Raw genomic sequence first — 16990 nt, 5'->3', positions numbered from 1 at the left:
TTTAATTGTTATTCAATAATTATTTATGATAAAATATTAAAGCATATATAGTATAACTATTTGCACAAGAATAAAAATGGATGGGTCCAAGATGAAAGACTTGGCATAGGTGGTTTATTCGAATAAACGCAATAAAATATATATAAAAAACAAAATTAAAAGATTTATTTAAGTAAATTTAAATAAAATCGGAAGGAAATTATAATGGCAGAAAAATTTGACAGAAGTAAAGCTCACGTTAATATTGGTACAATTGGTCACGTTGACCACGGTAAAACAACATTAACAGCTGCAATCGCTACAGTTCTAGCTAAAAAAGGACTATCAGAAGCTAAAGATTACGCATCAATCGATAACGCTCCAGAGGAAAAAGAACGTGGAATTACAATTAACACTTCTCACATTGAATACTCAACAGAGAAAAGACACTACGCTCACGTTGATTGTCCAGGTCACGCTGACTACGTTAAAAACATGATTACAGGTGCTGCACAAATGGATGGAGCAATCTTAGTTGTTGCTTCAACTGATGGTCCAATGCCTCAAACAAGAGAACACATCTTACTTTCAAGACAAGTTGGTGTTCCTAAAATGGTTGTCTTCTTAAATAAAGTGGATATGCTTGAAGGTGAAGAAGAAATGATCGAACTTGTAGAAATGGAAGTTAGAGAATTACTTACAGAGTATGGATTTGACGGAGATAACACACCAGTTATTAAAGGTTCAGCTCTTAAAGCACTTGAAGGTGAAGCTAAATATGAAGACGCAATCATGGAACTTATGGACTCAGTTGATGAATTCATCGAAGAACCAACAAGAGATACTGATAAACCATTCCTAATGGCAGTTGAAGATGTATTTACAATCACAGGACGTGGAACAGTTGCTACAGGACGTGTAGAACGTGGAACACTTAACCTAAATGATAAAGTAGAAATCATTGGTATTAGAGATACACAAGAAACTGTTGTAACAGGAATCGAAATGTTTAGAAAAATGCTTGATCAAGCTCTTGCTGGAGATAATGCAGGTATCCTATTACGTGGTGTTGCTAGAGAAGATATTGAACGTGGACAAGTTCTTGCTAAACCAGGATCAGTTACACCTCATACAACATTCCAAGCACAAATCTATGCACTTAAAAAAGAAGAAGGTGGAAGACATACTCCTTTCTTTAAAAACTATAAACCTCAGTTCTACTTTAGAACAACAGACGTTACAGGTGGAATTGAACTTCCATCAGGAACAGAAATGGTTATGCCAGGAGATAACATTGAATTAAAAGTTATCCTTATTAACCCAGTTGCTGTTGAAGAAGGAACAAAATTCTCAATTAGAGAAGGTGGACGTACAGTTGGTGCTGGTTCAGTTGTTTCAATTATTGAATAATTAACCAAATTAACATTGAAAATAATCCGAAAGGATTATTTTTTTAATCAAAGTTTCACATTAAACAACACAATAATATAATTGTCTAATTTTATTATTTTTTAAAATATATAATTATTAGCAAAAGTCTATATAAGTATTTTTGCCATTAAGTTTAATAGTTATAAATATTATTATTGTCAATATATTTGAAATATATATAGTTTGTAATAAAAGATAACTTTATAAAGCTATTTTTTATATAATTTCTATATGATAAATTTAGCACATGAAGTTAGACCTAATAATATTGATGATATTGTTGGTCAAAAGCACTTAAAAACATTACTAGACAATATAATAAGTAAAAAGATAACTAAATCATTTTTATTTTACGGAAAACCAGGAATAGGTAAAACAACACTGGCAACTATAATTGCAAAAGAGATGAAGAGGCCTTATGGTGTTTTTAATGCTTCAAAAGATTCTAAAAGTGAATTAGTTGACTTAATTTCAAATAAAGAAATAATAATAATTGATGAAATACATAGATTAAATAAGGATAAACAAGATATATTACTTTCTTATATGGAGAATGCACAAATAGTTATTTACGGAACAACAACTGAAAATCCCTATTTTGTAATAAATCCAGCTGTAAGAAGTAGGATGAATATTTTAGAATTAAAACCTATTGACGAAGAAGATATTATTCAAGGTCTTAAACATGTAATAAAAAAATATGACCTTCAAATAAAGATTAGCCATGATGTTTTAAGAATGATAGCTATTAGATCAGCGGGTGACTTTAGGAGTGCATTAAATTTAATTGACTTAATTTCTCAAATATATCCAAATGATGAAATAACAGAAGAGATATTAATTTCTGTTGCACCTTCAATTCAATTTTACTCTGATAAAAAAGGGGATGGACACTATGATTTACTTTCAGCATTCCATAAATCATTAAGAGGTTCTGATATCGATGCAGTCTTATATTATGCTGCTATTTTAGTTAAAACTGGTGACTTAGATGGCATGTTTAGAAGGATGCTTGCTTTTACATATGAAGATATTGGTATAGCTAATTCACAAATGGGGTTGAAAATTGATTCTGCAATCAATGCTATAGAGAGATTGGGTTTTCCAGAAGCATATCAACCTTTAGGTACAATACTTGTAGAATTAGCTTCTTCTCCCAAATCTAATTCAGCCTACCTTGCTATGCATAAGGCAAAAGAATTTGTAGAAAACGGACATATTTATATTCCACCTCAACATTTAAAGGACTCAAGTTATGCTTCTGCTTCAAAACTTAAAGGTAAGATCGAATATAAATACCCACATAATTTTAAAAATAACTGAGTTAGTCAACAATATCTTCCAAATGAAATTAAAGATAAAGTTTTCTTTGAATATGGTGATAATGCAAACGAAAAAAGGATAAAAAAATATTGGGAAGAAGTAAAAAAATAAAAATACTAATTTAGTTTAGTATTTTTATTATGCTATTTTTTTGGGGTATGCAGCAATTGATAATGAACCAATTCCAGCTTGAATCCCTATTGCACTTGAAGTTATCTCTTGCTTAAAATTATTTATTCCAAGTTCTTTTAATTTATTTATAGCTATTTGAGTAGTAGAATCTTTATTTGTATGCATTAATACAAAGTTATATTCATTAATTTTATCTCCAAGAGTATCTTTAATTCTAGATATAACAGTTGATACAGCCTTGGCAAAACCACGTCTAACACCTTTGATTTCAATTTCTGAGTTTTTATAACTAATTAAAGGGACTATTTTTAATTTTGAAAGTAATAAAGCAGCTCCTTTTTTAGCTCTTCCACCACTTTTTATAGCATCTATTCTTTCTGGAGTTACTCATGTTATTAACTTATCTACATATTTATTAAAAATAAATTTAGCTTCTTCAATTCTCATTTCATTTTCATTCATTTCTTGTGAAATCCACTTAGCCATTTCGATATATGTTGGACCAACCAATGATGAATCCCACACTTCCACTGTTCCATCAAAGTCAGCAGCTATTGCAGTTGCAGTTGAAAATGCTGAAGACATTCCTGAACCTAAACATAAATAAATAACTTTTCTATATTTTTTTGTCATTCTTTCAAATGTGTCTCTCATTTCGCCTGGGTTTGGTTGTGAAGTTTTTTTATCATAAGAGCTATTGATTTTTTCCATAGCTTCTTCAAATTTAAGATCAACTCCATCCTTATAATTTTTACCATCTAAGATTACTTGCATTGATAAGTAACCAAATCCTAATTTTTCTACCTCTTTTTTAGTTCTTGAACAAAAAGAGTCTAATATTATTCCTATATTTTTCATGTAATTATTATACATTACTTATTCATAAAGGGTTTTTTTATTGTTTTAAACAAATGCAATCAAATTAGCAAAAGGTTATAAAGAGTGCTAATTTATGTTAGAATGTTAATATGAATAAAAGAGATTTTTACGAAGTTCTTGGAATTAACAAGAGCGCAACACAACAAGAAATAAAAAAAGCATTTAGAAAATTGGCAATGAAATACCATCCAGATAGAAATAAAGAAGCTAATGCAGAAGATAAATTTGAAGAAATTAATGAAGCTTATGAAATTCTTTCTGATGAAGGTAAGAGGAAACAATATGATCAATATGGTCATGCTGCATTCGAAAATGGTGGTCAAGGTGGTCAAGGATTTGGTGGTTTCGGTGGTTTTGGAGGCTTTGGAGATATATTTGGAGATATATTTGGAGGAGGACGTTCAAGAGCTAGAAGAAAAACCAAAGGTGATGATTATAAAGCTACTGTTTCAATAGATTTTCTAGATTCCATATTAGGATCGACTATTGAAAGAATATTACCTAAATATGAGCAATGTAAAGCATGTAATGCTTCTGGTGCAGAAAGCGCTGGGGATATTATTACTTGTTCTACATGTTCTGGTTCTGGACAGACAATTGGAGTTGTTAATACTCCTTTTGGACGTATGCAATCACAGGTAACTTGTGAAGCTTGTTCAGGTCAAGGTAAGACAATTAAAAATAAGTGTAAAACATGTTATGGTGAAAAAATCACCGTTACTAAAAAAACAGTTGAAATTAAAATTCCTGCAGGAATTTCAAATGAGCAATCAATTATTGTTGAAGGTTATGGAGGTGCTGGACACCAAGGTGGCCCATCAGGTGATTTATATCTAACTATACAGGTTAAAAAACATAAATACTACGTAAGGAATGGAAATAATCTTTATTTAGACGTTCCAGTAAGTGCTAAGGACATAATTGAAGGTAATAGAATTGATATTCCTACTCCATATGGAGCGCATGTATTTAAGCTTTCATCTAAATATACTTCAGGGGAAGAATTTAGGATTTCAAAATCAGGAGTTGCTGATGTTAGAACTGGTAGAAAAGGTGATTTGATTATAAAGATTAATATTTATGTTCCTAAATTATCTTCTAAAGAAAAAGAAAAAATAATTAAAACTTTATCTAAAGTAAAAGATGACAAATTTAATAAGTGATCAAAAGAATTTTAAAATGCAACATTGCATTTTTTCTTTTATGTTTTTTATAAAAAAAGCTACATAAGTATGGTGAGAGCCAGAAAGTAGGTATGAAATGATATTGTATAAAATAGGTAAAATTATTTCAATAGGTAAGCAATACATTATCTTAGAGAGTAATTTTATAGGAGAAGTAATATATGTCCCAAAACCTAGGGATTTTATAGCGGAAAAGGTCCTTAAAATATTTATATATGAATATAAATACGAAAACCACAAAACTCTTTATGGTTTTAAAACATTTAAGGAAAGAATATTATTTGAAGATTTATTAACTGTTCCTGGTATTGGTCCAAAAACTGGAATTCAAATATTAAAAGAAAGAATAAAAAAAATAATTGGAATGCTTTTAAAGGGGGATGCAGATGGTTTGGCTCATTTACCTGGATTAGGGGTAAAATCAGCTAAACAAATGATTTTTGAATTACAAGATAAATATTCCAAATTAATTTCAAATGAGGAAAAAAAGAAAATGAAAAATGAATCAAATTTAATAAGTGTAAGCGAAATAATACCAACTTTAAAAACACTTGGATTCTCTAAGCAACAAATAAAATTAGCAATCAATAAAGTAAAGAGTAAAGATAATATCGAACTTATGATTGAAGATGCAATAAGAGTGATTTCTAATGAAAAACACAAAATCATTAAGGCCTAAAACATTTGAAGAATTTATTGGTCAAGAAAAACTTGTTTATACCATTAAAACAATGGTTTCCTCTTCTCAAAAAAGAAAGGTAATGTGTGATCACTTACTTTTACATGGTAAACCTGGAATTGGTAAAACATCTTTAGCTATTTTGGTTGCTAAAAAAATGGGGGTTCCTATAAAATTTGCACAAGGTTCATTATTAGATAAAAAAGCTGACATATTATCTTTGTTTGCTACTATACAAAAAAATGAAGTTATATTTATAGATGAAATTCATAGTATCAATAAAAATATTGAAGAACTAATTTATTCTGCATTAGAGGACCAAGTAATTGATATACCAATTGGGACAGAAGGTGAATCCAAAATAGTTAGAATGAAACTTCCTGAGTTTACAATGATTGGTGCTACTACGAAAATCAATAAAATGACAACACCATTAAAAGAAAGGTTTGGATTAATTGGCAGACTAGTTGATTATGATGAAGAACAAATTTGTAAGATTATTATTTTAACTTCTAAAAAATTAAAAATTAAAATAAATAGCCAAGCAATACAAAAAATAGCTAAATATTCAAAATTAATACCGAGAATAGCTAATAATTTATTAAAAAGATGTAATGATTTTTGTATCAGTGATAACCAGGATGAAATTAATGTTAAAACTGTCAATAAAACCTTTAATTTCTTAGGTCTTTATAAATATGGTTTAGACGAAACACATATACAATATATAAAGGCATTAGGTGAAATTTTTAATGAAAAATGAGCATCCATTGATGCTATATCTGGAATAATAGGTGAAGAAAAAGATAATATTGAAACAAATATAGAACCTATATTATTGAAAAGAAAATTGCTTATAAAATCATCAAGAGGAAGGAAGCTGACTAGTGAAGGAATTCAGTATTTAACAAAATATAATCTGATTTAAGATATAATATTATTAATTATGAAATTTTTTAAATGAATTAAAAACAAATGAACAAGAATAATAGTGCTAGGAATTACTTTGATAGGGACGATTTTAGCTATTTCTTTAGGTTCATTTTATTACACTGGTAAGGACCCAAAAACTTCTATTGATTATGGTGGTGGTGCTTCTGTTACTGTTCAAATTCTAGATTCAAATAATAAACCGGCTAATGAAGAGAAAACAAAATTAGTTTTTGATAATATTATTAAACGTGTTGATCCACTTGGTATAAATGGAGTTGCTCAATCATCTTCAATTGGTAAAGATGGTTATATTACAATCACTAAAGCAGCCATTCAGACCACAGAAGAGAAAGAATTATTTGAAAAAATGATTACAACTAAACCTGTATTGTCACTCTATAATTTAGAAGACAAATCATTATTTAAAAATGGTAATTTTATTGAAGGTGGTGTTACAGTATTTGATGGTCTTAATAACAAGACTGTTGGAACAGATGATCAATATAGAGTTCCCTTTAAAGAAGATGCTGCAAAAGCTACAATGCAAAATGGTTCTTATGTAGTTGCTATTGAATTAAAAAATGACAAAGCTGCACGAGAATGAGGTAAAGCTACTGAATGAATGTCGAAACAAAAAAATAAAAGTATGGTTGTTTGAATTGACCATCAAAAATTAATGGATAAAATGATTTCCCAAAAATCAAATAACGGTGTTCTTTGACAAAAATTTTATGCAGCAAGGGGTAATTTACTTGGTGCTGTTACTATTCCTAATGCGAATGGTGCAATGTGAAATAAATTATTTGATCAAGAAGGATTACCACCTGCCAGTTCTTATGCTGTTTCAATCGCTCAAGTAACAAAACCTTTATATGGTAATTCATTTGTTATTCAAGGTAGCTTCAATCAAGAAACTGCGACAAAATTAGCTGAAAGAATTAATTATGGGTCATCAAATTATAAAATTATTTCTAAATCTTCTCACTTTTTAACAGCAGAATATGGAAAAAGTGCATTTCAAAAAGCATTATTAGCTGGTGTAATTGTTTTTGCATTAATTGCTATATTTATGATTGTTAATTATGGATTACTTGGTGCTTTATCAACTATTTCAATTGCTTTATATATGTTTTTAACTCTAACAATGTTTACAGTAATGCGTGGTGAATATTCTCCAGAAACTATTGCTGCATTAGTAATAGGAATCGGTATGTCTGTCGATGCCAATATTATAACTTTTGAACGACTCAAAGGTGAGGTGTATTCAGGCTCTTCAATTAGGAAAGCACATAAAGCTTCTAATAAATTATCTTTATCAACAATATTTGATGCTAACATAACAACATTAATTGTAGGATTTGTATTATTTTATTTTGGTACTGCATCTGTTAAAGGGTTTTCAATTATGCTTATCCTTTCAATTGTATTTACGTTATTAGTTATGTTGATATTTACAAGGGTTATTGCTTCATTAATGGTTGGTCTTAATATTTTTGAAAAAAGAAAATGACTGATGGGTGTTAATGCTAAGAAAATACAAACACCACCTTCTCCAAGAATGCAAAAAATGATGAAAATTGATTTTGTTAAAAATGCAAAATGATTTTCAATTGGTTCAGGAGTTATTATTACAATTGCAATAATAGTATTTGCAGCAACTGCAGGAATCGCTGGTAGTTTATCCGGTGGTATGAATTCTTCTATAGAATTTTCTGGTGGTACTGTTATGAGTATTTCAGGAGATAGTAAACATTCTTTAAATACAAAAGAAGCAAATTTAATTAAAGAAGCATTTGTGGATTCTAAGTTAATTTCTACTGATGAAGCTAATATTGTTTATAAAGATGCTGCTCAAAAAGAGGCAATTCTTGAAATTAAAACTAAAAAAGGTAGTGTTGACGATCAAGTGTGAAAAAATGCATTTGATAAATACTTCCAAAATAAACCAACTAAGTTAAATTCTTCTAATTATTTATTCCAAGGTCAATCAATAACATCTGATGTTGCTAGAGCTCTTGTTAGAGATGCAATGATAGCCATATCTATTGCTATGATAGCAATTGTTATTTATACATTAGTTAGATTTAAATGAACTTATTCAATTTCAGCTATTTTAGCACTTGTTCATGATGGTCTTATAGTTACTGCTGTATTTGTTATTACAAGAGTGGAAGTTTCTCCAGTATTCATTGCTGGATTACTGTCTGTTCTTGGTTATTCAATAAACGATACTATAGTTACATTTGATAGGATTCGGGAGAAAATGAATAAAAATGTTGGTGATTTAAGTAAAGCGAAACTTAAAAAGATGGCGAATGAAGCTATTAAAGATACTATTAAACGTTCTTTATTAACTTCTATAACAACAATGGTTGCTATAATTGTTCTTATGTCATTTGGTAATGCAACAAAAATGGCATTTAATGTTGCTATGTTATCTGGTTTGATTTCTGGTACATACTCATCTATATTTATTGCTACTTATGCATGGGTTCATTTGGAAGCTCGTTCACAAAAACGTTCACAAATAAGAAGAGAAAAACAATTCTGGAAATTAAAAGAAAATGAAGAGCAAACTGTTGAAGGAATAAATAACTTTAAAGCATAAAACACTCTTTATAATTAGGAAGATTTAATAATAATAATAATATTTAATTCGTAAACTTCCGTAAATAATAAAAATAAATTCTATACTTTCAAAAATTAAAGAAGTATAGTTTTTTTATTTTCTATTTTCCATTTTCATTAGTGGGTATCTAAATATTTATATTAAAAATTAATTTTACAGCAGTAATATTAATATATAAAAGTTAAAAGTCTCTTATGAATATTTAACTATAAATAAATCCTTCCGTTAATTTAGAATTGGGAATACACATTATATTTTTTATTTTTTTAATTATCTAGGCTTTTTTTAAACCTTTTTTTAAAATGCTATATAATTTTTATGATAAATAAAATATTTCTTTGATAAGACTAGGCACCTTTGAGATGTAGCTAATAACTACCGCAATATCAGCGTTAATGATTTAAGAGTCCATTTGGGGTGGCACGTTGGCCCTCAAAGTGGACTTTTATATTTTATTTATGTGAATTTAAAGGAGAAAAAATGTTTAAAAAACCAAAAGGAACAAAAGATATATATGGATCAAGACAAGAAAATAGAGAACTGGTAATTAAAACTCTTGAGGCAATTGCATCTTTTTATAACTTTAAGAAAATAGATACACCTATATTTGAATCGGTAGATTTATTCAAAAGATCTGTTGGAGAAACTTCTGATATAGTTTCAAAAGAAATGTATGAATTTAAAGATAAGAAAAATAGGGAATTCGTTTTAAAACCAGAAGGAACAGCTGGAGTTATTAGAGCTTTTGTTGAAAATAAAATTTTTGCAGAATCACAACCATCTAAACTATTTTATTTAACACCTGCATTTAGATATGAAAGACCTCAAAAAGGTAGACAAAGACAATTTACACAATTCGGGATTGAACTGATTGGAATTAAATCTCCAACAGCAGATGCTGAAGTGATTATGTTAGCTTATCAAATACTTAATTCTTTGGAAGTACCTAACTTTAAATTACACATTAATTCTTTAGGTGATAAAGAAACAAGAGACAATTATTCTAATGCGCTTAAAAAATATTTGAGTGAATATAAGGAACAATTAACCGAGCAATCAGTGAAACGCCTGGATATAAATCCTTTGAGAATATTAGATGATAAAATTGATGGTAATAAAGAATTTGTTAAAAATTCTCCTAAAATTCAAGAATTTTATACAAAAGAAACAAAAGATTATTTTGAAAAAGTTAAGAAATTACTTGAAGCAGCAAATATTGAATATGAAATTTCACCCAAACTCGTAAGAGGTTTAGATTATTATTCTGAAATAATATTTGAATTTAATTCGTATTCAGAAGTTACGGGATCTCAATCAGCTATTATTGGTGGTGGAAGATATGATAAATTAGTTAAGCAGTTTGGTGGACCTGAATTATCAGGAGTTGGATTTGGCCTTGGTGTTGAAAGATTGGTTAATGAAGTTGAAAATGTAAGGGAAGCAAATAAACCTTATATTGATGCATATATTGTAAATATGAATGATGAAACAACACTTGCAACAACTTCATTAGCATACATGCTTAGAAATGCCGGTTTTACAATTGAACATAATCTTAAAGTAATGAAACTAAATAAAGCTTTTGATAAAGCAAGTAAAGAAGGTGCTAAATTTGTAATTATCTTTGGTAAAAAAGAAATACAAGAAGGTAAAATAGTTGTTAAAAATCAAATAACATCAGAACAAGAAAGTGTTGACATAATGAAAATAGTTGAATACTTAGATGAAAGGATTGAAGAATAATGAAAAAAATTAACAATGGACAATTAAGAAGAAATAATATTGGAGAAAAAGTAGTTTTAAAAGGTTGGATTGCTAATAGACGTAAATTAGGTTCGCTTACTTTTTTGGATTTAAGAGATAGATGAGGAATTACTCAGATTGTAATTGAAGGTCCTACACCAATAGGTGCTACTAAAGAATCTGTGATTGAAATTCATGGTGAAGTTATACTCAGAAAAGATATAAACTCAAACTTGCCAACTGGAGAAATAGAGATAATGGCTAATGAAGTAATAGTTTTGGCCACTTCTGAAGTACCACCTTTTGTAATTAGAGATGATATTGAAATAAAGGAAGAAAATAGACTTAAACATAGGTTTTTAGATATAAGAAGAACAAAAATTACTAATAATCTAATTCTTAGACATAAACTTGTTAAATCAATACGTGATTATTTTGATAGAAATGAATTTCTTGAAATTGAAACTCCTTATTTATCGAAATCAACTCCTGAAGGAGCACGTGATTACTTGGTTCCAACAAGAACAAAAGGGAAATTTTTCGCCTTGCCACAATCTCCTCAATTGTACAAGCAATTATTAATGGCATCTGGTATAGAAAGATATTTTCAAATTGCAAGATGTTTTAGAGATGAAGATTTAAGAGCCGATAGACAACCAGAGTTTACACAACTGGATGTTGAAGTATCCTTCGTTAGTCAAGAACAAATTATGAAGCTTATAGAAGATTTGTTTATTGAAATATTTCCTAAATTAGGTTTCAATGATAAATTATCTTTCCCAATTATGGAATACGACACTGCTATGAATCTATATGGTTGTGATAAACCTGATCTTAGATACGACTACACTTTAAAAGATGTTACTGATAAGTTTAGTGAAACAGAATTTAACGTATTTAAAAATGCTTCTACTATTAAGATGATTGCTTTTGATAGAGTTATATCTAAAAAACAAATCAAAAAATTAGAAGAAGTTGCAAAGAAAAATAAAGCTAAAGGTCTTTTTTGGGCTGCATTTAATTCCGAAACAGGAGAAAAAACTGGTCCAGGGTTTAAATTTATTGAAAAAGAACTTCATTTGCTTTCTAAAGAATATGATATTCAAACAGGAACAATGTTGTTTGTTGCTGATGAATATTTAAATGCTGTTCAAGCATTAGGTGCTGTTCGTGTTGAACTAAATAGAATGTTTAAATTAGCAAGTGATGAGTTTAAATTTACATGAGTTGTTAATTGGCCTATGTTCGAGTACAATGAAGAAAGTAAAAGATACATTGCTGCTCATCATCCATTTACAAGCCCAACAAAAGAAAGTTTAGATACATTTGACACTAAGCCTCTTGAAGCAAGAGCAAAAGCTTATGATCTTGTTTTAAATGGATTTGAAATTGGGGGAGGTTCAATAAGAATTAATAACCCTGATATTCAAAGAAGAATGTTTGGTGCAATAGGGATGACAAAGGAAACAGCTGAATCTCAATTTGGTTTCTTTCTTGAATCATTTAAATATGGATTACCACCACATGGCGGTATAGCATTTGGTATTGATAGAATTGCAACTATTTTAGTTGGTGAAGAATCAATCAGGGAAGTTATTGCATTCCCTAAAAATGCAAAAGGTATTGACCCATTATCTCAATCGCCTTCAAATGTAACTAAAGAACAATTAGAAGAGTATTTCTTAAAAATGCAAGAAAATAAATAATGAATAAATAAAACACTACACTTCCATCATTTGATGTGGCGTAGTTTTTTTTATTTTTTTTAATAATATAAAGCAAAAATGCATAGTTTAATGATGTTTGTTTTTATTTATAATATTTTTATATGAATAAAATAAAAAGCAAAAAAAATAATTGATACCAATACAACCATATAAAGCAAATAGCTATATCTGGATTGATGGTTGGTGTTGCTGTTATAGTTGGATTCTTCGGTTATTTTCCGTTGGCTGGTGGTAATGTATATTTATTAGCTGCAGTAATTTTTCTATTTCCCTTAGTTTTAAAATTACCTTATGCTATACTTTCTACTATTTCTGCTGTTATAATGGTTGATTCATTGACCGGATATATTGCCTTTACATGAATAAGTATTATCGCTTACGTTGGAGCGATATTGATTATTTGGACTATGGGATTGCTAAAAATAAAAATTATTTTTTTATTATCAACACTAGTTGCCAGCGCTTATTTAATATTTATTTTTTTATCTTTAGAATGGATAATATTTGGTAAATCATACGCCTTAAAGGATGCGATAGCAACAACAATTCAAATGTCTATTGTATTACCAATTGTTTATATATTTTATATACCTATTAAAAAAAGTGTGAAATTTGTTATTTAGCAAATATTAGGTTATTTTCACATTGTATTTTTAAAAAATAAGTGTGTATAATTTAAATAATTATGTTTATAAAAAAAGTAAAAGAATATTTCCCAAAAGATAAAACACAATGAAAAATGTTTTTAAGATTATCACTTCCTGTAATAGGTGGTTCTTTGTTATTTGCTTTGAATGCTTTTGTTGATAATTTTATGGTTGGACATATAAAAGGCGCAACAGCTGGATTATTTGCTGCTAACTCATGAACAAGTATTATAATGGGTATATTTGCAGGTTCTGCAGCAACTGGATCGATATTAGTTGCTCAATATTATTATTCAGGAAATCATGATAAAGTTAAGGAAATAGCTAAAATAAGGTGGATGATAACAATAACTGTTGCTTTTGGATTTGCTATTGTTGCATGGATAATTCCAGAAAAAATGATTTCAGTTTTCTTGGCTCCTCCTAAAGATACATCAGATATGTCTCAATATAATGACTCTCTAACACAAGGGATACATTATATGAAATGAATTACAATTATGTGATTATTGATTGCTCTTACATTTAACTTGGGTAATATGTACAGGGAAATTGGATGGGGTAAAATCCCTTTCTGTGCTGGATTCTTTGGTTTAACTGCTAATATATTATTGAATTTTTTAACAATGCACACTAGCGCATTCGGTCATAAATTAGATTCTTCTGGTGCAGCATTTGCATCAATTGCAGCAAGAACTTGTGTTCTTACTATTTTATTAACATATGCGAACATTAAAAAGTTACCTGTCGTATTTAGGTTGTGAACTATATTTGCAATATCGAAAGTTATCCATAGACAATTTTGGACAAGGATATCAATATTCTTATTCACTTCTTTAACAATGATTTTTATTACAATTAGAAATAGGTTTTATACTGATGGTTATCCCGATAAATCAATTGAGGGTATTATAGGTTCGGCGGCATTTTTGGGTCTTGTAGGTTCATTATTCGGTGTATTCTCAGTTGTTTTTAACTCTATAAATGTTATCGTTTCAAAATTTGTTGGTGGTGAACTAGGTAAGGACAATATAGAATTAGCGAAAGAAAATTCAAAGAGATTGCATGGTTTTAATACAACTATAGCCGTTTGTGCTACTTTAATGTTAATAATATTTTCATTTACTATTGTAAAAATGAAATTCTTGCAAAATACGGCTGCAGACGAAACTGTGGGAACACCACAATATATAGAAGCATTAAAACATGATCAGTTAGTCTTAAAATGAACTAAATATTCATTGTGACCCTTATCAATATTTTTTCCGTGGTGAATTTGGTTTGTTACATCAAAATCTTCTTCTGTTTCTGGAGGAAGGGTTAACTTAGTTTCAACAGTTGATTTAATAACTTCAGGACCTATGCAATTAGGTTGATTGGCTATTGTTATGTATGCGATAGTTCCAGCAACTAATATTAATTTCGCTTGAGCTTATTTTATATTTTTCCTTTCAGACATACCAAGGGGTATTGCGTTTATGGTGATTTATTATAAGTCAAATTGAGCAAGAAACATTACTTATGAAAAAGCATTTTCAAGGCAATTAGCAGCATTGGATGATGTTCAAACAGAAGGAACTGCAAAAGAGTAGTTTCCTTTTTTTAATGTATAATATTTATATTATGTACGAACACAAAAAAATAGAAAAAAAATGACAAAATTATTGAGAAGAAAATAATATTTTTAAAACAACGGAAAAGTCTAATAAAAAGTTTTATGTATTAGATATGTTCCCTTATCCATCAGGTGCTGGATTACATGTTGGGCATCCAGAAGGTTACACTGCTACCGATATTGTTGCAAGATATAAAAGGTTAAAGGGGTTTGATGTTCTTCATCCCATTGGATGAGATGCATTTGGTCTTCCTGCTGAACAATATGCTATAAAGACAGGTAACCACCCAAAAGAATTTACTCAACATAATATCAATAATTTTAGGAGACAAATAAAATCATTAGGATTTTCATATGATTACAATAAAGAAATTGATACAACTGATCCAAAATATTACAAGCAAACACAATGAATTTTTTCACAAATGTATAAAAATGGATTGGCAGAGATTAAGGATATAGAAGTTAATTGGTGTCAAGAACTTGGGACTGTTTTAGCCAATGAAGAAGTTTTAACTACGGAGGATGGTAGGAAAGTTTCAGAACGTGGTGAGTTTCCAGTTATTAAAAAACCCATGAAACAATGAGTTCTTAAAATAACAGAATTTGCAGATGAATTACTTGAGGGTCTTGAAGAAGTGGATTGACCCAATTCATTAAAGTCGCTACAAAGAAATTGAATTGGTAAAGAGGTTAAAAATGGTAAAGTTTCCTATCACTTGAGAGATTGGATTTTTGCTAGGCAAAGATATTGAGGTGAACCATTTCCAATTGCTTTTGATGAGGAAAATAATGTTTTACTAATTGAAGATTTGGTTGAATTACCTGAAATGGATGAAATTAAACCATCAGGTAATGGGGAATCACCATTAGCTAATAATATTGATTGATTATATTTTGAAATTGATGGAAAAAAATATAGAAGAGATACCAACACTATGCCTCAATGAGCGGGTTCTTCATGATATTACATTGCTTATATATTAAAAAATAGCGATGGTTCTTATGAGGATTTAAATTCACCGGAAGCAAAAAGAAGGATGAAAAAATGACTTCCTGTTGATTTATATGTTGGGGGTCAAGAACATGCTGTATTACACCTTCTTTATGCGAGATTTTGACATAAAGTATTGCACAAAATTGGTGTTGTACCAACATCTGAACCTTTCCATAAAGTTGTTAATCAAGGGATGATTTTGGGTACTGATGGTTTAAAAATGTCTAAATCAAAAGGGAATGTAATTAATCCTGATGACATCGTGGAAGAGTTAGGTGCTGATACATTAAGAGTCTATGAAATGTTTATGGGTCCTCTTATAGATACTAAAGCTTGATCTACTGAATCTATCAAAGGGATTAGAAAATGGCTTGAAAGAGTTGAAAGAATGTATTCTCTAAATAGAACTAATTCAAATAAAACTTCAGGAGAATATAATAAACTTGTAAAAGAACTAACAAAGGATATTGAAGAATTAAAATTTAATACAGCGATATCAAAACTAATGGTTTATGTTAATTCAGTTTATAAAGTAAAAGAAACAAATATCGAAGAATTAAAAGGTTTTGCAATAATGCTATCAATATTTGCACCACACCTTGCGGAAGAATTAATGGAAAATGAAGGATATGAACCAATTCACAAACATGAATGGCCAACATTCGATGAAAAATTAATTAAATCAGGAAAAACTACAATTGTTATTCAAGTTCTTGGTAAGTTAAGAGCAGCTTTTGAATTTGATGTTGTGCCTTCTAAAGAAGAAATTATTGAAATGGCCAAAAAACACGAAAATGTTAAGAAGTTTTTGACTGGTGAAATTTTAAAAATAATTTATATACCCAATAAATTAATTAATTTTGTGGTTAAATAATGCAATTTTGCATTATTTTTTTATTTTTGTATTTTTCATGCTTATCTTTTTTTAATTGACTAATTGCTCAAAAAAAAGATTTGTTAAAAACAATACAAAATACAAAAAGCCACTTTTTACTATTGAATGATAGAAAAAACAAACATTTATTTATGAGAATTATAGTTATAATAACCATAGATAGAGTTTGCCAAAGTGAACCTATTAAATTATAAATA

The 16990-nt window shown here is 29.0% G+C and carries 12 protein-coding genes; 11 read left to right on the top strand and 1 reads right to left on the bottom strand.

What is annotated here, in order from left to right:
- Positions 1–201 precede the first annotated feature (201 nt).
- Together tuf and C4B24_RS01120 are read left to right on the top strand one after the other, a co-directional pair.
- A complete protein-coding gene (gene tuf, locus C4B24_RS01125) occupies positions 202–1389 on the top strand; it encodes an elongation factor Tu (RefSeq protein ID WP_394343186.1) in 1188 nt (395 codons plus the stop codon).
- A gap of 252 nt (positions 1390–1641) precedes the next feature.
- Positions 1642–2844: a replication-associated recombination protein A gene (locus C4B24_RS01120; protein ID WP_131598525.1), complete on the top strand. Its 1203-nt coding sequence runs from the start codon at positions 1642–1644 to the stop codon at positions 2842–2844.
- A gap of 27 nt (positions 2845–2871) precedes the next feature.
- Here C4B24_RS01120 and C4B24_RS01115 read toward each other — a convergent pair whose 3' ends face one another.
- The gene (locus C4B24_RS01115) at positions 2872–3723 is read right to left on the bottom strand and encodes a DegV family protein (RefSeq protein ID WP_168388303.1); all 852 of its coding nucleotides are present in this window, start codon (positions 3721–3723) and stop codon (positions 2872–2874) included.
- A 110-nt stretch (positions 3724–3833) separates the two neighbouring features.
- On the opposite strand from C4B24_RS01115, the gene dnaJ reads away from it, so the two are divergent.
- The 9 genes from dnaJ (at position 3834) to C4B24_RS01070 (ending at position 16772) form a co-directional block, all read left to right on the top strand.
- Positions 3834–4922 carry a molecular chaperone DnaJ gene (dnaJ, locus tag C4B24_RS01110; RefSeq protein ID WP_131598521.1) on the top strand — a complete coding sequence of 363 codons (1089 nt, stop codon included), beginning with the start codon at positions 3834–3836 and terminating at the stop codon, positions 4920–4922.
- A gap of 82 nt (positions 4923–5004) precedes the next feature.
- The gene (gene ruvA / locus C4B24_RS01105; protein WP_131598519.1) at positions 5005–5607 is read left to right on the top strand and encodes a Holliday junction branch migration protein RuvA; all 603 of its coding nucleotides are present in this window, start codon (positions 5005–5007) and stop codon (positions 5605–5607) included.
- Positions 5579–6535 carry a Holliday junction branch migration DNA helicase RuvB gene (gene ruvB / locus C4B24_RS01100; RefSeq protein WP_131598517.1) on the top strand — a complete coding sequence of 319 codons (957 nt, stop codon included), beginning with the start codon at positions 5579–5581 and terminating at the stop codon, positions 6533–6535. The genes ruvA and ruvB overlap by 29 nt, the downstream gene beginning before the upstream one ends.
- A gap of 18 nt (positions 6536–6553) precedes the next feature.
- The gene (gene secDF / locus C4B24_RS01095) at positions 6554–9148 is read left to right on the top strand and encodes a protein translocase subunit SecDF (protein WP_131598515.1); all 2595 of its coding nucleotides are present in this window, start codon (positions 6554–6556) and stop codon (positions 9146–9148) included.
- A gap of 501 nt (positions 9149–9649) precedes the next feature.
- Positions 9650–10912, top strand: coding sequence for a histidine--tRNA ligase (hisS, locus tag C4B24_RS01090; RefSeq protein WP_131598513.1), 1263 nt, complete (start codon positions 9650–9652; stop codon positions 10910–10912).
- Complete coding sequence (gene aspS / locus C4B24_RS01085; protein WP_131598511.1) at positions 10912–12618, top strand: aspartate--tRNA ligase; 1707 nt, start codon at positions 10912–10914, stop codon at positions 12616–12618. Before hisS ends, aspS begins: the two co-directional genes overlap by 1 nt.
- A gap of 122 nt (positions 12619–12740) precedes the next feature.
- The gene (locus C4B24_RS01080; RefSeq protein WP_131598509.1) at positions 12741–13262 is read left to right on the top strand and encodes a hypothetical protein; all 522 of its coding nucleotides are present in this window, start codon (positions 12741–12743) and stop codon (positions 13260–13262) included.
- Positions 13263–13324: 62 nt separating this feature from the next.
- Positions 13325–14878 (top strand): MATE family efflux transporter, encoded by a 1554-nt coding sequence (locus C4B24_RS01075; protein WP_131598507.1) that lies wholly within the window; start codon positions 13325–13327, stop codon positions 14876–14878.
- A 28-nt stretch (positions 14879–14906) separates the two neighbouring features.
- Positions 14907–16772, top strand: coding sequence for a class I tRNA ligase family protein (locus tag C4B24_RS01070; RefSeq protein WP_210725192.1), 1866 nt, complete (start codon positions 14907–14909; stop codon positions 16770–16772).
- Positions 16773–16990: the final 218 nt, after the last annotated feature.

The sequence above is a fragment of the Mycoplasma marinum genome, from assembly GCF_004335975.1.
Classification (GTDB): Bacteria; Bacillota_I; Bacilli_A; order Mycoplasmatales; family Metamycoplasmataceae; genus Mycoplasma_K; species Mycoplasma_K marinum.
This window is presented reverse-complemented; position numbering and strand designations above follow the sequence as displayed.